Annotated in this window: 22 protein-coding genes; 19 read left to right on the plus strand and 3 right to left on the minus strand. The window is 70.0% G+C overall.

The genetic code is table 11. The annotated features are described in order from the left end of the window. Positions 1-3: 3 nt before the first annotated feature. The 11 genes from rplX (at position 4) to map (ending at position 6,848) form a co-directional block, all read left to right on the plus strand. Positions 4-363 carry a 50S ribosomal protein L24 gene (gene rplX / locus ACLBWP_RS11950; protein ID WP_056121433.1) on the plus strand — a complete coding sequence of 120 codons (360 nt, stop codon included), beginning with the start codon at positions 4-6 and terminating at the stop codon, positions 361-363. Then, positions 363-953 carry a 50S ribosomal protein L5 gene (rplE, locus tag ACLBWP_RS11955; RefSeq protein ID WP_243564034.1) on the plus strand — a complete coding sequence of 197 codons (591 nt, stop codon included), beginning with the start codon at positions 363-365 and terminating at the stop codon, positions 951-953. Before rplX ends, rplE begins: the two co-directional genes overlap by 1 nt. Positions 954-1,106: 153 nt before the next feature. Beyond that, entirely contained in the window at positions 1,107-1,505 is a 399-nt protein-coding gene (gene rpsH / locus ACLBWP_RS11960) for a 30S ribosomal protein S8 (protein WP_056121440.1), read from the plus strand. A gap of 6 nt (positions 1,506-1,511) precedes the next feature. Continuing rightward, complete coding sequence (gene rplF, locus ACLBWP_RS11965; protein ID WP_243564033.1) at positions 1,512-2,048, plus strand: 50S ribosomal protein L6; 537 nt, start codon at positions 1,512-1,514, stop codon at positions 2,046-2,048. 2 nt (positions 2,049-2,050) lie between these two features. Then, positions 2,051-2,428, plus strand: coding sequence for a 50S ribosomal protein L18 (rplR, locus tag ACLBWP_RS11970; protein ID WP_243564032.1), 378 nt, complete (start codon positions 2,051-2,053; stop codon positions 2,426-2,428). Between the two features lie 5 nt (positions 2,429-2,433). Beyond that, positions 2,434-3,288: a 30S ribosomal protein S5 gene (gene rpsE, locus ACLBWP_RS11975; protein WP_447655405.1), complete on the plus strand. Its 855-nt coding sequence runs from the start codon at positions 2,434-2,436 to the stop codon at positions 3,286-3,288. Further along, positions 3,288-3,473, plus strand: a complete 186-nt coding sequence (gene rpmD / locus ACLBWP_RS11980; RefSeq protein ID WP_082517835.1) for a 50S ribosomal protein L30 — start codon at positions 3,288-3,290, stop codon at positions 3,471-3,473. Before rpsE ends, rpmD begins: the two co-directional genes overlap by 1 nt. Next, positions 3,470-3,934, plus strand: coding sequence for a 50S ribosomal protein L15 (gene rplO / locus ACLBWP_RS11985; protein ID WP_243564030.1), 465 nt, complete (start codon positions 3,470-3,472; stop codon positions 3,932-3,934). Before rpmD ends, rplO begins: the two co-directional genes overlap by 4 nt. Before the next feature lie 166 nt (positions 3,935-4,100). Continuing rightward, complete coding sequence (gene secY, locus ACLBWP_RS11990) at positions 4,101-5,423, plus strand: preprotein translocase subunit SecY (protein ID WP_243564029.1); 1,323 nt, start codon at positions 4,101-4,103, stop codon at positions 5,421-5,423. Continuing rightward, positions 5,420-6,010: an adenylate kinase gene (locus ACLBWP_RS11995; RefSeq protein ID WP_243564028.1), complete on the plus strand. Its 591-nt coding sequence runs from the start codon at positions 5,420-5,422 to the stop codon at positions 6,008-6,010. The genes secY and ACLBWP_RS11995 overlap by 4 nt, the downstream gene beginning before the upstream one ends. A gap of 4 nt (positions 6,011-6,014) precedes the next feature. Beyond that, positions 6,015-6,848: a type I methionyl aminopeptidase gene (map, locus tag ACLBWP_RS12000; RefSeq protein ID WP_308221912.1), complete on the plus strand. Its 834-nt coding sequence runs from the start codon at positions 6,015-6,017 to the stop codon at positions 6,846-6,848. Between the two features lie 70 nt (positions 6,849-6,918). Here the strand turns inward: map and ACLBWP_RS12005 are convergent, their stop codons facing one another. Then, positions 6,919-8,172 (minus strand): LCP family protein, encoded by a 1,254-nt coding sequence (locus ACLBWP_RS12005; protein ID WP_243564027.1) that lies wholly within the window; start codon positions 8,170-8,172, stop codon positions 6,919-6,921. 263 nt (positions 8,173-8,435) lie between these two features. On the opposite strand from ACLBWP_RS12005, the gene infA reads away from it, so the two are divergent. The 8 genes from infA to ACLBWP_RS12045 all read left to right on the plus strand — a co-directional run bounded on the left by infA (position 8,436) and on the right by ACLBWP_RS12045 (position 16,200). Continuing rightward, a complete protein-coding gene (gene infA, locus ACLBWP_RS12010) occupies positions 8,436-8,657 on the plus strand; it encodes a translation initiation factor IF-1 (RefSeq protein WP_017885509.1) in 222 nt (73 codons plus the stop codon). 70 nt (positions 8,658-8,727) lie between these two features. Further along, entirely contained in the window at positions 8,728-8,844 is a 117-nt protein-coding gene (gene rpmJ, locus ACLBWP_RS12015) for a 50S ribosomal protein L36 (protein ID WP_022903266.1), read from the plus strand. 185 nt (positions 8,845-9,029) lie between these two features. Beyond that, the gene (gene rpsM / locus ACLBWP_RS12020; protein WP_071299484.1) at positions 9,030-9,404 is read left to right on the plus strand and encodes a 30S ribosomal protein S13; all 375 of its coding nucleotides are present in this window, start codon (positions 9,030-9,032) and stop codon (positions 9,402-9,404) included. Positions 9,405-9,413: 9 nt separating this feature from the next. Continuing rightward, entirely contained in the window at positions 9,414-9,812 is a 399-nt protein-coding gene (gene rpsK / locus ACLBWP_RS12025) for a 30S ribosomal protein S11 (RefSeq protein ID WP_017885507.1), read from the plus strand. 207 nt (positions 9,813-10,019) lie between these two features. Continuing rightward, positions 10,020-11,015, plus strand: a complete 996-nt coding sequence (locus tag ACLBWP_RS12030; RefSeq protein WP_243564026.1) for a DNA-directed RNA polymerase subunit alpha — start codon at positions 10,020-10,022, stop codon at positions 11,013-11,015. 65 nt (positions 11,016-11,080) lie between these two features. Next, positions 11,081-11,674 carry a 50S ribosomal protein L17 gene (gene rplQ, locus ACLBWP_RS12035; RefSeq protein ID WP_447655362.1) on the plus strand — a complete coding sequence of 198 codons (594 nt, stop codon included), beginning with the start codon at positions 11,081-11,083 and terminating at the stop codon, positions 11,672-11,674. Between the two features lie 154 nt (positions 11,675-11,828). Further along, the gene (locus ACLBWP_RS12040) at positions 11,829-12,947 is read left to right on the plus strand and encodes an FUSC family protein (RefSeq protein ID WP_447655363.1); all 1,119 of its coding nucleotides are present in this window, start codon (positions 11,829-11,831) and stop codon (positions 12,945-12,947) included. A gap of 40 nt (positions 12,948-12,987) precedes the next feature. Next, positions 12,988-16,200 carry a BTAD domain-containing putative transcriptional regulator gene (locus tag ACLBWP_RS12045; RefSeq protein WP_447655364.1) on the plus strand — a complete coding sequence of 1,071 codons (3,213 nt, stop codon included), beginning with the start codon at positions 12,988-12,990 and terminating at the stop codon, positions 16,198-16,200. Here ACLBWP_RS12045 and ACLBWP_RS12050 read toward each other — a convergent pair. Both ACLBWP_RS12050 and ACLBWP_RS12055 read right to left on the minus strand, forming a co-directional pair. Beyond that, positions 16,182-17,012, minus strand: a complete 831-nt coding sequence (locus tag ACLBWP_RS12050) for an ABC transporter permease (protein ID WP_447655365.1) — start codon at positions 17,010-17,012, stop codon at positions 16,182-16,184. The genes ACLBWP_RS12045 and ACLBWP_RS12050 overlap by 19 nt on opposite strands. Beyond that, the gene (locus tag ACLBWP_RS12055; RefSeq protein ID WP_447655366.1) at positions 17,009-18,001 is read right to left on the minus strand and encodes an ATP-binding cassette domain-containing protein; all 993 of its coding nucleotides are present in this window, start codon (positions 17,999-18,001) and stop codon (positions 17,009-17,011) included. The genes ACLBWP_RS12050 and ACLBWP_RS12055 overlap by 4 nt, the downstream gene beginning before the upstream one ends. Positions 18,002-18,083: the final 82 nt, after the last annotated feature.

Raw genomic sequence — 18,083 nt, forward strand, 5'->3', positions numbered from 1 at the left:
GCCATGGCGAACATCAAGAAGGGTGACCTCGTCCAGGTCATCACGGGCGCAACGCAGGAGCGTGGCGGCGACCGTGGCAAGCAGGGCAAGGTCATCGAGGTCCTCAAGGACAAGAACCGCGTCGTCGTCGAGGGCGTGAACTTCGTCACGAAGCACGTCCGCGTCGGCCAGACGCAGCGTGGTTCGAAGACGGGTGGCATCGAGCAGCACGAGGCTTCGATCCACGTCTCGAACGTCGCGATCGTCGACCCCAAGACGAAGAAGCCGACGCGTGTCGGCTTCCGCACCGAAGAGGTGGAGAAGGACGGCGTCAAGAAGACCGTCCGGGTCCGCTACGCCAAGAAGTCTGGTGAGAAGCTCTGATGACTGACACGACTGCCGCGACGACTGAGAAAGTTCAGCCGCGCCTGAAGCAGAAGTACAAGGACGAGATCAAGACGGCGCTGACCGAGCAGTTCGGCTACAGCAACGTCAACCAGGTCCCCGGCCTGGTCAAGGTCGTCGTCAACACCGGTGTCGGTGAGGCCGCTCGCGACTCGAAGATCATGGACGGGGCCATCAAGGACCTCACCGCGATCACGGGTCAGAAGCCCCAGGTCACGATGGCCCGCAAGTCCATCGCGCAGTTCAAGCTGCGTGAGGGCCAGGCCATCGGCGCGCACGTCACCCTGCGTGGTGACCGTGCCTGGGAGTTCCTGGACCGCCTGCTGTCGCTGGCGCTTCCCCGCATCCGCGACTTCCGCGGTCTGTCGGACCGCCAGTTCGACGGCAACGGCAACTACACCTTCGGTCTCACGGAGCAGAGCGTGTTCCACGAGATCGACCAGGACCGCATCGACCGTGTCCGCGGGTTCGACATCACCGTCGTGACCACCGCGAAGACGGACGACGAGGGACGCGCACTGCTCAAGCAGCTGGGCTTCCCGTTCCGCTCGGGCGAGCAGACGGTCTAAGCTACTTCGAGCGACGCGGGCCGGAGGATGCAAGTCCTCCGGCCCGCTCGCACGAACACACAGACCTCGGGGATTCGCTCCGGGGTCACTCGATCGCTCAGGTCGGCATTCGTGGAACGGGTGTCGAAACCAGGCGGAGAACGGAATCACATCATGACGATGACCGATCCGGTCGCAGACATGCTGACCAGATTGCGGAACGCGAACTCGGCACACCACGATGCCGTCTCGCTTCCGAGCTCCAAGCTGAAGACGACCATCGCTGACATCCTCAAGCGCGAGGGCTACATCAGCGAGTGGAAGGTGGAGGACGCCCGCGTGGGCAAGACCCTCACCATCGAGCTGAAGTACGGCCCCGAGCGCGAGCGTTCGATCGCCGGCATCAAGCGCGTCTCGAAGCCGGGCCTCCGGGTCTACGCGAAGTCGACGGAGATCCCCCAGGTCCTCGGTGGCCTCGGCGTGGCGATCCTCTCGACCTCCTCGGGGCTCCTGACCGACCGCGAAGCCGAGAAGAAGGGCGTGGGTGGGGAAGTCCTCGCCTACGTGTGGTGACCCGACATGTCTCGAATCGGACGTCTTCCCATTGACATCCCCGCTGGCGTGACCGTCTCAGTCGACGGCCAGAACGTCGCGGTCAAGGGCCCGAAGGGCGAGCTCGCGCTCGTCATCGCGGAGCCCATCCAGGCCAGCGTCGAGGAGAACCAGGTCCTCGTCACCCGTCCGGACGACGAGCGCACGTCGCGTTCGCTGCACGGCCTGACCCGGACCCTCATCGCGAACCAGATCATCGGCGTCACCCAGGGCTACTCCAAGGGCCTCGAGGTCGTCGGTACCGGTTACCGCGTCCAGGCGAAGGGCTCGAACCTCGAGTTCGCGCTCGGGTACTCCCACTCGATCACGGTCGAGCCGCCGGCGGGCATCAGCTTCGCCGTCGAGGGCAACAACAAGGTCACCGTCAACGGCATCGACAAGCAGGCCGTCGGCGAGGTCGCCGCGAACATCCGCAAGCTGCGGAAGCCGGAGCCCTACAAGGGCAAGGGTGTCCGCTACGCGGGCGAGAACGTGCGCCGCAAGGCCGGAAAGTCAGGTAAGTGATCATGGCTATCGGAACTCGTACCCGAGGCAAGAGCAAGGCGGCCGCCAAGGCCCGCCGCCACAACCGCCTCCGCAAGAAGATCACCGGCACCGAGGCACGTCCGCGTCTCGCTGTCACCCGCTCGGCACGCCACGTGTTCGTGCAGGTCATCGACGACACCAAGGGTCACACCCTGGCGAGCGCTTCGACGATGGAGGCCGACCTCCGTTCGTTCGACGGCGACAAGACCGCCAAGGCGCGTCGTGTCGGCGAGCTCCTCGCCGAGCGTGCGAAGACCGCCGGTGTCGAAGCCGTCGTGTTCGACCGCGGTGGTAGCAAGTACGCCGGTCGCGTCGCCGCGATCGCCGATGGTGCCCGTGAAGGAGGGCTGAACCTGTGAGCGACATCGCGAACAACAGCAACGCCGAGGAGACCCCGGCCGTCGACGAGACGACCGAGGCCGCCAGCGCTGAGACGACCGAGGCCACCAGCGCCGAGGCGACCGAGGCCGCCAGCGCCGAGGAGACCCCCGGCACTGACGAGGCTCCCAAGGCCGAGGGCACCGACGCCAAGGCGGAGGCAGCTGCCCCCGTCGCCGAGCGTCCGGTCGAGACCGCCGCGGGCTCCGCGTCGAACAACCGCGACTCCGCTGACAACCGTGGCCGCCGTGGTGGCGGTCGTGACCGTCAGCAGGGCCGTGACCGTGACAAGCGGGGTGGCGACAGCCAGTTCCTCGAGCGCGTCGTCACGATCAACCGCGTCTCCAAGGTCGTCAAGGGTGGTCGTCGCTTCAGCTTCACCGCACTCGTCGTCGTCGGTGACGGCAACGGTCTGGTGGGCGTCGGCTACGGCAAGGCCAAGGAGGTCCCCACGGCGATCTCCAAGGGCGTCGAAGAGGCGAAGAAGAACTTCTTCCGCGTCCCGCGCGTCGGCAACACCATCCCGCACCCCGTCCAGGGTGAGGCCGCTGCCGGTGTCGTGCTGCTGCGTCCGGCTGCTGCCGGTACCGGTGTCATCGCCGGTGGTCCGGTCCGCGCCGTGCTCGAGTGCGCCGGCATCCACGACGTCCTGAGCAAGTCCCTCGGGTCGTCCAACACCATCAACATCGTGCACGCCACGGTCGAGGCCCTCAAGCAGCTCGAGGAGCCCCGCGCCGTCGCCGCACGTCGTGGCCTCGACGTGGACCACGTCGTGCCGGCTCGCCTGCTGAAGGCCGAGGCGGCAGCACGTGCCGCAGCGACCGAGAAGGCAGGTGCCTGATGGCCATGCTGAAGATCACGCAGACGAAGTCCGTCATCAGCGAGAAGCAGTACCAGCGCGACACGCTCCGCAGCCTGGGTCTCAAGCGCATCGGCCGTACGGTCCTGCGCGAGGACAACTCCCAGAACCGCGGGTACATCGCGACGGTGGCGCACCTCGTGAAGGTCGAGGAGGTCGACGCATGAGCGACGAGAAGAACGAGCGCGTCCAGATCCTGAAGGTGCACCACCTTCGTCCGGCCGCTGGCTCGAAGAAGGACCGCACCCGAGTGGGTCGCGGTGAAGGCTCGAAGGGCAAGACCGCGGGCCGCGGCACCAAGGGCACGAAGGCCCGGTACCAGGTCCGCGTCGGCTTCGAGGGTGGGCAGATGCCGCTGCACATGCGCACCCCGAAGCTCCGCGGGTTCAAGAACCCGTTCCGCGTCGAGTACCAGGTCGTGAACCTGGACAAGATCGCGGAGCTCTACCCGAACGGTGGCGACGTCACCGTTGCGGACCTCGTCGCCAAGGGCGCGGTCCGTAAGAACGAGAAGGTCAAGGTTCTCGGTCAGGGTGACATCAACGTGAAGCTCACCGTCACGGTCGACAAGGTCTCGGGCTCTGCCCAGGACAAGATCGTGGCTGCGGGCGGCACCGTCACCGAGTAGTCCCGTCGGCGGCCCGTGCATTGCGCACGGGCCGCCGTTACGGTTTCCTTGATGGAGGCCCGCGCACCGCGTCAGCGGGACCGGGCCACGCGGTCGGCGCTTCCGGCCACGGGCGGTTGCGCCCGGCACGATCGGCAAGACCGGTCCCCAGCAGTTCGGAGTTCTCGTGTTCAGAGCGGTCGCGCGCATCATGCGCACCCCCGACCTTCGCAAGAAGATCGGCTTCACCCTCGCGATCATCGCGTTGTTCCGCCTGGGGTCCTACATCCCGGCACCGTACGTCGACTACACCGCGGTCCAGACCTGCCTGGCGAGTGCCTCGTCCTCGGGCGGCTTGTACGACCTGATCAACCTGTTCTCGGGTGGCGCGCTGCTGAAGCTCTCCGTCTTCGCGCTCGGGATCATGCCGTACATCACGTCGTCGATCATCGTGCAGCTGCTGCGCGTGGTGATCCCGCACTTCGACGCGCTGTACAAGGAAGGCCAGACCGGCCAGGCCAAGCTGACGCAGTACACCCGCTACCTCACGATCGCGCTCGGTGTCCTGCAGTCCACGACCCTGATCACCGTCGCCCGCTCGGGGCAGCTGTTCGGGCAGAACGCCAGCGCCTCGTGTGGCTCGATCATCTCGAACCAGAGCTGGTACGCCATCATGCTGATGGTCGTCACGCTGACCGCCGGTACCGGCCTGATCATGTGGATGGGCGAGCTCGTCACGGAGCGCGGCATCGGCAACGGCATGTCCCTGCTCATCTTCACGTCCATCGCAGCGCAGTTCCCCTCGGCGCTCTGGCAGATCGAGCAGTCGCAGTCCTTCGAGCTCTTCCTGTTCGTCATCCTGGTCGGCCTGGTCATCATGATGGCCGTCGTGTTCGTCGAGCAGTCGCAACGACGGATCCCGGTGCAGTACGCCAAGCGCATGGTGGGCCGTCGGACCTACGGCGGCAACAACACCTACATCCCGATCAAGGTGAACATGGCCGGCGTCGTGCCCGTCATCTTCGCCTCGTCGCTGCTGTACCTGCCGGCCCTGGTCGCGCAGTTCAACCAGCCCTCCGACGGCTCCGCGCCGGCCGCGTGGGTGACCTGGATCCAGAGCAACCTGACCTCGGGTGACAACTGGTTCTACATGGTCCTGTACTTCCTGCTCATCGTCGGCTTCACGTACTTCTACGTCGCGATCACCTTCAACCCCGAAGAGGTCGCCGACAACATGAAGAAGTACGGCGGGTTCATCCCGGGCATCCGTGCCGGTCGCCCGACGGCCGAGTACCTCGACTACGTCCTGACCCGGGTGACGTTGCCCGGTGCGCTCTACCTCGGTCTCATCGCGCTCATCCCGCTGGCAGCACTGGCGCTGTTCGGGGCGAACCAGAACTTCCCGTTCGGTGGCGCGAGCATCCTGATCATCGTGGGTGTCGGTCTCGAGACCGTGAAGCAGATCGACTCGCAGCTGCAGCAACGTCACTACGAAGGGCTTCTCCGTTGAGCGCACGTCTCATCATCGTCGGACCTCCCGGAGCGGGGAAGGGCACGCAGGCGGGCCGCATCGCCGAGTCCTTCGGCATCCCGGCGGTCTCGACGGGGGACATCTTCCGCAAGAACGTGACCGAGGGCACGCCGCTCGGGGTCCAGGCCAAGGCGATCATGGACGCAGGTGACTACGTCCCCGACTCGCTGACGAACGAGCTCGTGAAGTCGCGGCTGCAGGAGCCCGACGCCGAGACCGGCTTCCTGCTCGACGGCTACCCCCGCACGGTCGGCCAGGTCGAGTACCTCGACGCGCTGCTGTCCGAGCAGGGCACCGGCATCGACGCGGTGATCCGCCTGGTCGCCGATCAGGACGAACTCGTCGGGCGTCTGCTCAAGCGTGCCGAACAGCAGGGTCGCAGCGACGACAACGAGGACACGATCCGTCGTCGCCAGCAGGTGTACGTCGAGCAGACCGCTCCGATCGTGGACGCCTACCAGCAGCGTGGTCTCGTGGTCGAGGTCGACGGCCTGGGCGCCATCGACGAGGTCGGCGACCGGATCCAGTCGGCGCTGTCGTCGCGTGGTCTGACCGCCGCCGTCTGACCCGGTGGTCCGCTTCCGCAAGCCCTCGATCTACAAGACGCCGGACGAGCTGCGCGCGATGGTGGCGCCGGGCCTGCTCACCGAGGCAGCGCTCGTCGCGGTGCGCGCGGCGATCCGCCCCGGCATCACCACCGGTGAGCTCGACGCGATCGCCGAGCGGACCATCCGCGACGGCGGGGGCATCCCGAACTTCCAGCTCGTGCCGGGCTACCGCCACACGCTGTGCGTGTCGGTCAACGACGAGATCGTGCACGGCATCCCCGGCGACCGTGTGCTGCAGCCCGGCGACATCGTGTCCGTGGACGCCGGTGCCGAGGTCGACGGCTGGAACGGTGACAGCGCCTTCACCACGGTCGTCCCCGGCGGTGACGCGACCCTGTCCGCTGCGCGCCAGCGGCTTGCCGACGTCACGGAGCGCTCGCTCTGGCACGGCATCGCGGCACTCGCACGCGCGCGCAACCTCAACGAGGTCGGTGACGCGGTCGAGGACGCGATCGACGAGAACGGCACCTGGGGCATCGTCGAGGACTTCACCGGACACGGCATCGGCCGGTCCATGCACGAGGACCCGCCCGTCTTCAACCACCGCATCCGCGGTGCCGGACCGGCCGTGCGGCCCGGGCTCGTGGTCGCCATCGAGCCGATGGTCACGGCCGGCACGATCGACAGCTCCACGGACGACGACGACTGGACCGTCCGCACGCTGGACGGTTCGGACGCCGCGCACTGGGAGCACAGCGTCGCGGTGCACGCGGACGGGATCTGGGTGCTCACGGCCGCCGACGGCGGCGCGGCGGGCCTGGCCCCGCTGGGTGTGACACCGGTCCCGATCGCGTAGGTCGGGCCTGGTGTCCGGCCGGTGACGGACCGACGCCCTGGAGGCCCGGCGCGGCCCCGCCCCGCCGGCGTCAGTTGCCGACGGAGCAGGTCTGCTCGGCTGCGCTCTGTCCGGTGATGGTCGACGGCAGTGCCGTGGCCGACGCCGTGGGCGCCGCGGCAGCTGGCGACGAGGCGGCAGCCGACGAGCCTGCTGACGGTGCGCTCGGTGCAGCGGTGCCGCCGGTCGTGTCCGTGCCGCCCGTGCTCTCGGAGGCGCGTCCGGTGGAGGAGTCGCCCAACGTGGTCTTCTCGTCGGTCTGCAGCGCCACGTTCAACGCGTGGGCCGCGTCCTGCGCGACGATGACGCGTGCACTGTCGGCGGGGTCGTCGACGACCGGGTACTGCACGAACAGCATGTTCGAGGTGCTCATCCCGCGCAGCGCACCCGCGAGGCCGACGAGTGTCCGGGTCTGGGCGAGCCCGTCGGAGAGCGTCATGTTGTTCAGGGCCGCGCCGGCGAGCTTGTAGAGCGTCACCGGGTTGGACAGGGTGTCACCGGACGTGACCTTGCGCAGCAGGGCCGACAGGAACACCTGCTGCGAGCTGATACGCGCCAGGTCGCTGCCGTCGCCGACGCCGTGCCGGGTCCGCAGGAAGGCCAGCGCGTCCGAGCCCGCGAGCGTGTGGGACCCCGCGGTCAGGTGCAGGCCGGTGTAGCTGTCGTCGATGGCCTTCGCGACGCAGACGTCGACCCCGCCGAGCGCGTTCGACATCTCGATGACGCCGTCGAACGTGATCAGGCCGGCGTACGGCACGCTCAGGCCGGTGAGGTTCTCGACGGTGTCGACGACGCACGAGACCCCACCGTTGCCGAGCGCGGTGTTGAACTGCGCCGAGGACGCCGCGGGGTAGGTCGTGCCGGTCTGCGGGTTGGTGCACGCGGGGATCGGCACCATCAGGTCGCGGGGGAAGCTCACCGCGGTCAGCTGCTGGTGGTCCTGCGAGACGTGCACCAGGATCGTGACGTCGTTGCGGGCACCCTCGACGTCCTCGTCGGAGTCGAACTGGCCGACGCGGGTGTCGCTGCCGATGAGCAGGATGTTGGCGCCGCCCTTGATCGCGGTGATGTCGGCGGTCTTCGCGGTGCTCTGGTCGTCCTTGCTGAGCTGCACGGTGTGCGGAGCGGTGGCGAGCTGCGCGCCGGCGATGGCGGCGACGCTCGTGCCGCTCACCAGGACGACGGCGAGGGCGGAGGCGACGACGGACACCAGGGTCGTCCAACCGCGACGGCGCGCCAGGCGGCCGTGGCGGGCGATCGACCGCGGGGGGCGGGTGGCTGGCACTGGGGTCTCCGTTCGGCAGGCTGCGTTGCCACCGTAGGGCCGTGTCCCTGCTCGTCCCCCGGAGCGCGCCGTGGAACCACTGTGGAACGCTGGCGCCCCGTTCAGGAACACCCCAGCTCGGGGGGCGCGGCGCGCGCACTTGGCAAACGGGCGGCTGTCACATAAGATCGATCTTTGGTGTGCCATGCCCTGTGGGGCTGGCGACCGACCCGCAGACCGGCTCGGGGATCACACCGGTAATCCAATCAAGCGACAGTGAGGCTATGGCCAAGAAAGACGGCGTCATCGAGATCGAAGGCTCGGTGCTCGAAGCTCTGCCCAACGCGATGTTCCGCGTTGAGCTGACCAATGGGCACAAGGTCCTCGCGCACATCTCCGGGAAGATGCGCCAGCACTACATCCGCATCCTCCCCGAGGACCGCGTGATCGTGGAGCTGAGCCCGTACGACCTGACCCGCGGCCGGATCGTCTACCGCTACAAGTGATCCGCGAGCTGGAAAGGAACGACTCGGCGAACCCGCCGAGCACGAAGCCAGCGAGCACGAGGAACCAGCAATGAAGGTCAACCCCAGCGTCAAGCCCATCTGCGAGCACTGCCGTGTCATCCGCCGCAAGGGCCGCGTCATGGTGATCTGCAAGAGCAACCCGCGTCACAAGCAGCGCCAGGGCTAGTCCCGATCGCCGCCTGACGCGGAACGTCCATCGGACGGCCTGCGCAGGAGCACAACTCAACATCGAACACGCAGTACCAGAACCCACGTCCGGCTCACCGAGACGGACGCGGGGGACACCTCGGGGCGGAGGCCCGAGCACCGGTACTGCGCCACACCTCCATCGACAACAGGAGCAGCCAGCACATGGCACGTCTAGCAGGCGTCGACATCCCGCGCGAGAAGCGCGTGGAGATCGCACTCACGTACATCTACGGCGTCGGTCGCACTCGTGCGGTCAAGACGCTCGCGGACACCGGTATCTCCGGTGACATCCGCGTCAAGGACCTCACCGACGACCAGTTGGTCGCCCTTCGTGACTACATCGAGGGCAACTACAAGGTCGAGGGTGATCTCCGTCGCGAGGTCGCAGCCGACATCCGCCGCAAGGTGGAGATCGGCAGCTACGAGGGGCTTCGTCACCGTCGCGGTCTCCCGGTGCGCGGTCAGCGCACGAAGACCAACGCGCGTACCCGCAAGGGACCGAAGCGCACCGTGGCAGGCAAGAAGAAGGCCCGATAGGAGATCATCATGGCTACCCCCAAGACTGCCGCGCGCAAGCCGCGCCGCAAGGAGAAGAAGAACGTCGCCGTGGGCCAGGCCCACATCAAGAGCACGTTCAACAACACGATCGTCAGCATCACCGACCCGTCGGGTGCCGTCCTCAGCTGGGCGTCCTCGGGAGCCGTCGGCTTCAAGGGCTCGCGCAAGTCGACGCCGTTCGCGGCGCAGCTCGCCGCCGAGTCCGCTGCGCGTCAGGCGCAGGAGCACGGCGTCAAGAAGGTCGACGTCTTCGTGAAGGGCCCGGGTTCCGGTCGTGAGACCGCGATCCGCTCGCTGCAGGCCGCCGGCCTCGAGGTCGGCTCGATCAACGACGTCACGCCGCAGGCGCACAACGGGTGCCGTCCGCCCAAGCGCCGCCGCGTCTGACGCGAGGAGCAGCCGGCCGTTCTCCGCTCGTTCCCTGACCGGACGACACGTTCCATGACGGGGACGAGCGGAGGCGGCCATTCCTGGTCGTTCGATCGCGTACCTCAGTACGCGTGATCACAACTCAACAGACCCGTCGGGGCCCGGCCGGCCCCGTCGTACCGCCAAGTGTCATATAGCGGACACTTCGCCGAAAGGAATCCCACAGTGCTCATTGCACAGCGCCCCACCCTCACCGAGGAATCGATCTCCGAGCACCGCTCGCGCTTCGTCATCGAGCCGCTCGAGCCGGGCTTCGGCTACACCCTCGGGAACTCGCTGCGCCGCACGCTCCTCTCCTCGATCCCCGGCGCGGCTGTCACCAGCATCCGCATCGACGGCGTCCTCCACGAGTTCAGCACCGTTCCCGGTGTCAAGGAAGACGTCACGGAGATCATCCTCAACATCAAGAGCCTGGTCGTCTCCAGCGAGCACGACGAGCCCATCACGGCGTACCTGCGCAAGCAGGGTGCCGGTCAGGTCACCGCAGCGGACATCTCCGCTCCGGCCGGCGTCGAGATCCACAACCCGGACCTCGTCATCGCGACCCTGAACGACACCGCGCGCTTCGAGCTCGAGCTGACCATCGAGCGTGGCCGTGGCTACGTCTCGGCGACGCAGAACCGCTCGGAGTTCAGCGAGGCCGGTCAGATCCCGATCGACTCGATCTACTCCCCGGTCCTCAAGGTCACCTACCGCGTCGAGGCGACGCGTGCCGGTGAGCGCACGGACTTCGACCGTCTGGTCGTCGACGTCGAGTCGAAGCCGGCGATCACGCCGCGCGACGCCATCGCGTCGGCTGGTCGGACCCTGGTCGAGCTGTTCGGGCTCGCACGTGAGCTCAACACTGCTGCCGAGGGCATCGAGATCGGCCCCGCGCCGGTCGACGCCGTGCTCTCGAACGAGCTGCAGACCCCGATCGAGGACCTCGACCTGTCGGTCCGCAGCTACAACTGCCTGAAGCGCGAGGGCATCAACACGGTGTCCGAGCTCGTCGCCCTGTCGGAGACGCAGCTCATGAACATCCGCAACTTCGGTCAGAAGTCGGTGGACGAGGTCAAGGACAAGCTCACCGAGCTCGGCCTGTCCCTCAAGGACACCGTCCCCGGATTCGACGGCGCCCACTTCTACAGCGGGTACGACGAAGAAGAGTCCAGCAACTGACCTCGCGCTGATGCGCACGCGCGTCGTCACGGCGCGCACCCCTCTTTCACCACTGGAGAACTGACATGCCGAAGCCCACCAAGGGCCCCCGCCTCGGTGGCGGTCCCGCTCACGAGCGCCTGCTCCTGAGCAACCTCGCCAACGCCCTGTTCACGCACGGCCGCATCACCACCACCGAGACGAAGGCCAAGCGCCTGCGTCCGGTCGCCGAGCGTCTCATCACGTTCGCGAAGCGTGGCGACCTGCACGCCCGCCGTCGCGTCATCGCAGCCCTGCGTGACAAGACCGTCGTGCACACCCTGTTCACGGAGATCGCGCCGCAGGTGGCCGAGCGCCAGGGTGGCTACACCCGCATCACCAAGCTCGGCTTCCGCAAGGGCGACAACGCCCCGCTGGCCTCGATCGAGCTCGTCCTCGAGCCCGTGTCCGGCACGCCGGCCCCGGTGAACCGCACGGCTGCCCCGGCCGCCGCTGCGCCCGCCGCGGACGAGACCCCTGAAGCGGCCCCGGTCGAGTCGACCGAGACCACCGAGGAGTCGGCACCCGTCGAGACCGAGACCGAGACCGCGGCAGCAGCCGAGGTCGAGGCCGACGCCGCCGAGAAGTCGGACGACGCCGCGAAGTCGGACGACGCAGCGAAGTCGGACGACGCCAAGTAGTCACAGCGTCACCACGGAAGGCCCCCGCAGCACTCGCTGTGGGGGCCTTCCGGCGTCCGGGGGAACGGGAGACGGACCCGGCAGCGCTCCCAGTGCCCGGGCCGTAGGGTGACCGGTCGGCCCACCGGGTGGGGGTCGACGGCACGGAGGACACATGGGATTCGAACACGTCGCGGGCGTCGGGACGCGGGTGTGGCGGTGGAGCCGCACGTCCGGCACGCAGCCGCGTCTGCTGCACGCCGCCAAGGCCGCCGGCGCTGCCGCGCTGGCGTGGTTCGTCGCCCGACACGTGCCCGGGGTCGCCTCGGACTACCCGTACTACGCGCCGCTCGGCGCCGTGATCGCCATGCAGACGACGGTGTTCGCCGGCCTGCGCAGCGGGATCCAGACGCTCGTGGGGATCGCGCTCGGCATCGGGGTGGCGGCCCTCACCATGTGGGTCGGCGAGCCGGGCGTGCTGGCCGTCGCGCTGGCGGTCGGCATCGGCGTACTGGTCGGCGGATTCCGGGTGCTCGGCGAGGGCAGCTCGTGGGTGTCGACCGCCGCGCTGTTCGTCCTGCTGGTCGGGGGCGCGCACGCCGAGGGCTACTCGCTGGGGTACCTCGTGCAGATGGCCGTCGGCGTGGTGGTCGGCCTGCTGGTGAACTTCCTGGTGTTCCCGCCGCTGCACTTCTGGGACGCGGAACACCGGATCGACGCGGTGAACGGGGTCCTCGCCGACCACCTCGACGGCCTGGCGGTGGTGCTGCGCGAGGGGCAGCGCGACGTCGCCGCCTGGGACCGGCAGCAGGACCGGTTGGACCGGGCGATCGCGGACGTGCGGTCGCGGGTGTCCATCGCGCACGAGAGCCGGAAGATCAACCCGCGCGGGGCGCTGCGGGGATCGCGGGCACGGCTGCAGCAGGACGGCGCCCGGTTCCGGGCGTTGGAGCGGGTCGCCTGGTACACGACCGACCTCACCGAGCTGGTCGCCCGGTCGGGTCCGGTCGCCGAGGGCATCGGACGACCCGACCCGGCGTTCGCCGAGCCGCTCGCCGTGGCGCTCGACGAGATCGCCTGCGTGATCCGCGGTGACTGCCCGGAGGACGCCGCGGACCGTGCGGTCGCCGCGGTGGAACGGGCACTCGACGCGTCGCGCGAGAACCCGTCCCACGTGGCCGTCACGGCCTCGGCGCTCGTGTCGTTGCGCGGGATCGTGGAGTCGGAGCGCCGTGCGACGGCGGACATCGACACGAAGACCGGACCGCTCGGTTCGGCTCGCCGTACGGCCTGAACCCGCCCGCGGTGCGGCTGCGGCTCCGTAGACTCGGACCGTGCCGCAGCACCCCCGCATCGCCGTCCTCGGACCCGTCCTGGTCGAGGACCCGAGCGGCGCGCCGACCCCGGTGCCGGGTGCCCTCGCCCGGTCGTTCCTGGTGGCGCTCGTGCTCGCCCGAGGCCACGCGTTGCCGACCGAGACGCTCATCGACGAGCTCTGGGGCGAGACCCCGCCGAAGGGGGCGCGGGCCGCACTGCAGACGCTGGTGTCCCGCCTGCGCCGGAGCACCGCCGACGGGCTGGTCGTGTCGACCGCCACCGGGTACGCACTCGCCGTCGCCCCGGACGACGTGGACCTCGGCCAGGCGGAACGGCTCGGCACCGCCGGCGATGCCGAGGGCCGGCAGGCGGTCGAACGTGCCCTGGCGCTCTGGCGGGGCGACCCGGGGGCCGACCTCGACGGTGAGCTCGGCACGGCGCTGGCCGACCGGGCAGCGTCCGCGCGTCGCGGGCTCCGCCGGCTGCTGGGCGCCGCACTGCTTGCTGCGGGCGATGCCGGTGCGGCCGCGGAACTCTGGCGTGACGAGGCCACCCTCGACCCGTTCGACGAGGTCGCCGTGCGCGGAGCGATGCAGGCGCTCGCTGCCGCCGGTCGGACCACCGAGGCGCTCGCCGTGTTCGCCGAGCACCGCGAGCGCCTGGCCGACGGGCTCGGCGCGGACCCGTCCGCCGACCTGGTCCGCCTGAACGCCGACCTGCTCCGCCGGAGTGCGTCGGCTGCGGGCGGGGTCCGTCGTGTCGGCCTGCGGGCGTCGCCCACCGCGTTGGTCGGACGGGAGGCCGACGTCGCCGCCGTCACGGACCTGCTGTCCCACGGACGGCTGGTGACGGTCCTGGGGGCCGGTGGGCTCGGCAAGACCCGGCTCGCGCAGGCGGTCGCGGCCGCGGTGCCCGAGGACCGCGGGGTCGTGGTGCTCGAGCTGGCACCGCTGACCTCGGGCGACGACGTCGTCCCCGCGCTGGGTGCGCTGCTGGGGATCGCCGAGGTCCGCAGCGCCAGGACCCTGCGCGACGTCGTCGTCGCCGACCTGCGTGGCCGGGTGCTCCGGGCACTCGGCGACGAGCCGACGGTGCTCGTGCTGGACAACTGCGAGCACCTGGTCGAGGAGATCGCCGCGTTCGTGGCCGAGCTCTTGGCGGTCCTGCCGTCGCTGCGCGTGCTGACGACGTCGCGCGCACCGCTCGCCATCGCCGGCGAGGTCGTCGCGCCCCTCGCCCCGCTGCCCGTCGACGCCGACGGTGCCGCGGTCCGCCTGTTCACCGAGCGTGCCCGTGCCGCCCGGCCCGGTGCCGTCCTGCCCGTCGACGCCGTCCGACGCATCTGCACACGACTGGACGGGTCACCGCTCGCGATCGAGCTCGCTGCCGCTCGGATCCGCGGCATGAGCGCGGACGAGATCGAGCGCCGGCTGGACGACCGGTTCGCCCTGCTGCGGGGCGGGGACCGGAGCGCACCCGAGCGGCACCGGACCCTGCTGGCCGTGATCGAGTGGAGCTGGCGGCTGCTCGACGACGGAGCGCAGGACCTGCTGCCGCGCCTGGCGCTGTTCCCCGACGGGCTCGCCGTGGACGCGGTCGAGGCCGTCGCCGCTGCCGGCCGCCGACACGACGCGCTCGACGACCTGGCCGAGCTGGTCGAACAGTCCCTCGTGCAGCTCGTCGAGCACGAGGGCGGACCGGTCCGGTACCGCCTGCTCGAGACGGTCCGCGAGTTCGGGGCCGCCCGCCTGCACGAGCGTGGCGAAGCCGACGCCGTCCGTCGGGCGATGGTGCGGTGGGGGCAGGAGTTCGCCGTCGCCCGCAACCTGTTCACCGCGACGGGCGAGGACCAGCGGCAGTGGTTCCGCGAGGTCGCACGCGAGGCCGACAACCTGGTCACGCTGCTGCGCTGGAGCCTGCAGGACGGTGATCCGAGCGCCGTCGCCCGGGTCTTCGCGGCACTCGGTGGGTACTGGACGCTCCGCGGCGCGCACGGCGAGGTGGTCGCCCTCGGGCTGGAGGTCGTGACCGTCCTGCGCAGTGCCGACACCCAGCCTGCGGACCTGCCGGCCACCGTGCTCGGGCTCGTGCTGGTCGGCGGCTCGTCGGCGTTCGGGGACCGGCGGACGGCGGCGCTCGCCATCTCGGCCCTGCGGAGGGTCACCCGGCGCGGATCGACGGGGTTCCCGGTGCTCGACGCCCAGGCGGCACTGCTGCTGACCCTCGGCCGTCCCGAGCGGGGACTCGACCTGCTCGCACGCTTCCGCGACGACCCGCACCCGGCCGTCGCCTGCCTGGCCTACACGCTGAGCGCACCCCTGGCCGAGAACGACGGCGAGTTCGCCGCAGCGCTGGCGTTCTCGGACCGGGCGATCGCCCTGGCCCGGCAGGTCGACGACGCGTGGGCACTCGGATCGGGCGCAGTGACGCGGACGCAGCTGCTCGCGCAGACCGGCCGCCACACCGAGGCCCTCGCCGTGGCCGAGCTGGCGCGCGCACAGCTCGAGGTGTTCGGGGCCGAGGACGACCTGTACGAGATCGGCTGGACCGTCGGGCTGTGCGCCGCAGCGACCGGCGCCGTCGACCAGGCCCTGACGATCGCGGCCGACCTGGCGCACCAGCCGATCGCGAACCGCGGTGGCCCGGACGGCGACGCGGCGCAGATCGCGGTGCTGGCCACCGCGATCCGTGCGGAGTGCGCGCGGAGCACCGGGGACCTGGAGGCCGCTGCCGCCGCGTACGCGCGAGCCTGGCAGGACGTGCTGCCGAGCCGCCACACCGCGCCGCACTGGGTGCTGACGACGGCAGCCGCGCGGATCGCGGCCGAGGACGAGGCGGCGGCGGGCCGGCCCAGCGGAGCCGAGCCGGGCCTCCAGGCGGTTGCCCGCACCCTGCGGGTGCAGACGCTCGTGATGCTGCGCCTGCATCCGCGGTGGCTCGACCTGCCCGTCATCGGGACCGCGATGGCCGGCCTGGCCGTCGCGGCCGCACGGGCCGGCCTGCCGGCAGACGCCGCACGGTGCTGGGCGCTCGCCCGCCGGTTCGGGTCACGACAGGACTTCGCGGTGCTCGCGCACGTCCGGCTGCGTCCGCTCGTGGTCGCCGTGGCCGGGGAGCAGGTCGTCGTGGACGCCGAGACGGCCTCGGCCGGGTGGGACCGGGCCGAGGCCGTCGGGCGGACTCGCGTGCTGCTGGAGGACCTGGGCGCGCGTCACGCCTTCCGCATGTAGGCGCGGACGGTCAGCGGCGCGAAGACCGCGACGACCACCGCGGCGCCGACCAGCGAGAAGACCAGGTCGCCACCCACGACCCCGTGGTTCACGAGCTCACGCACCGCGGTGATCAGGTGCGAGACCGGGTTCACCTCGGAGAACCAGCGCAGCCAGCTCGGCAGGGTGTCCGCCGGCACGAACGCGTTCGACAGGAACGTCAGCGGGAACAGCACCAGGTTCGAGATGCCGGAGACGCTCGACGCCGTGCGGGCGATGACGCCGAAGTACGCGAAGATCCAGCTGATCGACCAGGCGACGACGATGACGAGCAGGCCGGCGACGACGACCGTCCACACGCCGTGCGCGGGACGGAGCCCCATCACGATGCCGACCACGAAGGTGATCGTCGTGGCGATGGCGTAGCGGACCGTGTCGGCCAGCAGCGCTCCGGCCAGCGGCGCGATCCGGGCGATCGGCAGCGACTTGAAGCGGTCGAACACGCCCTTGTCCATGTCCTCGCGGAGCTGCACGCCCGTGACGATCGACGACGTGATGTTCGTCTGGACGAGGATGCCCGGGATGATGATCGGCAGGTAGGCCGCCACGTTGCCGGCGATCGCGCCACCGAAGATGTACGTGAACATCACGGTGAAGACGATCGGCATCAGGGTGACGTCGAACAGCTGCTCGGGCGTGCGACGGACCTTGATCAGCCCGCGGTACGCCATCGTCAGGGACTGGCGGATCGTCGCGCCGAGGCCGGTCCCACCGACGCCGGGTCGTGGTGCGATGCGGGGCGTGGTCGGAGCGGTGGGGGTCAGGGTGGTCATGCGCGGCTCCCTTCGAGCTCGCGATCGGCGTCGTCGGCCGCGGCGGCGGTCGGCGAGCCGGTGATGGTCAGGAAGACCTCGTCGAGCGTCGGCTTCTGCACGCTCATCTCGGCGAGGGAGATGCCGGCGTCGCGGAACGACACCAGCAGGTCGGTCACGCGGTCCGGGTCGGTCATCGGGGCGGTCAGCCGGGAACCCTCTGGGCTGACGACCGCCTCGACGCCGAGCGCCGTGCGGACGATCGTGCGCGCAGCGTCGAGCCGCAGCGCGTCCGTCAGCCGGAGCTGCAGCGAGGCCGTGCCGATCGATGCCTTGAGCTCGTCGCTCGTGCCCTCGGCGACGACCCTGCCGTGGTCGATCACGGCGATGCGGTCGGCGAGCTGGTCGGCCTCGTCGAGGTACTGCGTCGTGAGCAACACCGTCGACCCGGTCGCGACGAGCTCGCGGATGGTGTCCCACATCTGCGCCCGGGTGCGGGGATCCAGGCCCGTGGTCGGTTCGTCGAGGAAGATCAGGGGCGGCTGCGCGATGAGGCTCGCGGCCAGGTCGAGCCGCCGACGCATGCCGCCGGAGAAGCCCTTGAGCGGCCGGTTCGCCGCCTCGGTCAGACCGAAGCGCTCGAGCAGCTCGTTCGACTTCCGCTTGGACTCGGTCCGGCTCAGCCCGAGCAGCCGCGCGAAGACGACCAGGTTCTCGGTCGCGCTCAGGGTCTCGTCGACACTGGCGTACTGCCCCGTCACGCCGATCAGCCGACGGACCTGCTGCGCCTCGCGCCGGACGTCGTGGCCGAACACGCGGGCCTCGCCGCCGTCCGCCTTCAGGAGCGTCGCCAGCATGCTGATCGTCGTGGTCTTGCCGGCGCCGTTCGGTCCGAGCACGCCGTAGACGGTGCCGGCCTCGACCCGCAGGTCGACACCGTCCACGGCCCGGTTCTGCCCGAAGGTCTTCACGAGGCCGATCGCCTCGACCGCGAGTGGTGTGGTGCTCATCGCGCAGGTCCTTTCGTGGGGGTTCGCGTGGATGTCGAGGTCGATCGTGCCGCCGGGCACTCACGCGGCACTGACGCGGCGC

The organism is Microbacterium sp. M1A1_1b (assembly GCF_053345565.1).

What these genes read in the sequence shown, in the direction of transcription:
- rplX (WP_056121433.1), top strand. Translation starts at nt 4, where the DNA reads ATGGCGAACATCAAGAAGGGTGACCTCGTCCAGGTCATCACGGGCGCA.
- rplE (WP_243564034.1), top strand. Translation starts at nt 363, where the DNA reads ATGACTGACACGACTGCCGCGACGACTGAGAAAGTTCAGCCGCGCCTG.
- rpsH (WP_056121440.1), top strand. Translation starts at nt 1,107, where the DNA reads ATGACGATGACCGATCCGGTCGCAGACATGCTGACCAGATTGCGGAAC.
- rplF (WP_243564033.1), top strand. Translation starts at nt 1,512, where the DNA reads ATGTCTCGAATCGGACGTCTTCCCATTGACATCCCCGCTGGCGTGACC.
- rplR (WP_243564032.1), top strand. Translation starts at nt 2,051, where the DNA reads ATGGCTATCGGAACTCGTACCCGAGGCAAGAGCAAGGCGGCCGCCAAG.
- rpmD (WP_082517835.1), top strand. Translation starts at nt 3,288, where the DNA reads ATGGCCATGCTGAAGATCACGCAGACGAAGTCCGTCATCAGCGAGAAG.
- rplO (WP_243564030.1), top strand. Translation starts at nt 3,470, where the DNA reads ATGAGCGACGAGAAGAACGAGCGCGTCCAGATCCTGAAGGTGCACCAC.
- infA (WP_017885509.1), top strand. Translation starts at nt 8,436, where the DNA reads ATGGCCAAGAAAGACGGCGTCATCGAGATCGAAGGCTCGGTGCTCGAA.
- rpmJ (WP_022903266.1), top strand. Translation starts at nt 8,728, where the DNA reads ATGAAGGTCAACCCCAGCGTCAAGCCCATCTGCGAGCACTGCCGTGTC.
- rpsM (WP_071299484.1), top strand. Translation starts at nt 9,030, where the DNA reads ATGGCACGTCTAGCAGGCGTCGACATCCCGCGCGAGAAGCGCGTGGAG.
- rpsK (WP_017885507.1), top strand. Translation starts at nt 9,414, where the DNA reads ATGGCTACCCCCAAGACTGCCGCGCGCAAGCCGCGCCGCAAGGAGAAG.
- rplQ (WP_447655362.1), top strand. Translation starts at nt 11,081, where the DNA reads ATGCCGAAGCCCACCAAGGGCCCCCGCCTCGGTGGCGGTCCCGCTCAC.
- ACLBWP_RS12040 (WP_447655363.1), top strand. Translation starts at nt 11,829, where the DNA reads ATGGGATTCGAACACGTCGCGGGCGTCGGGACGCGGGTGTGGCGGTGG.
- ACLBWP_RS12050 (WP_447655365.1), bottom strand. Translation starts at nt 17,012, where the DNA reads ATGACCACCCTGACCCCCACCGCTCCGACCACGCCCCGCATCGCACCA.
- ACLBWP_RS12055 (WP_447655366.1), bottom strand. Translation starts at nt 18,001, where the DNA reads ATGAGCACCACACCACTCGCGGTCGAGGCGATCGGCCTCGTGAAGACC.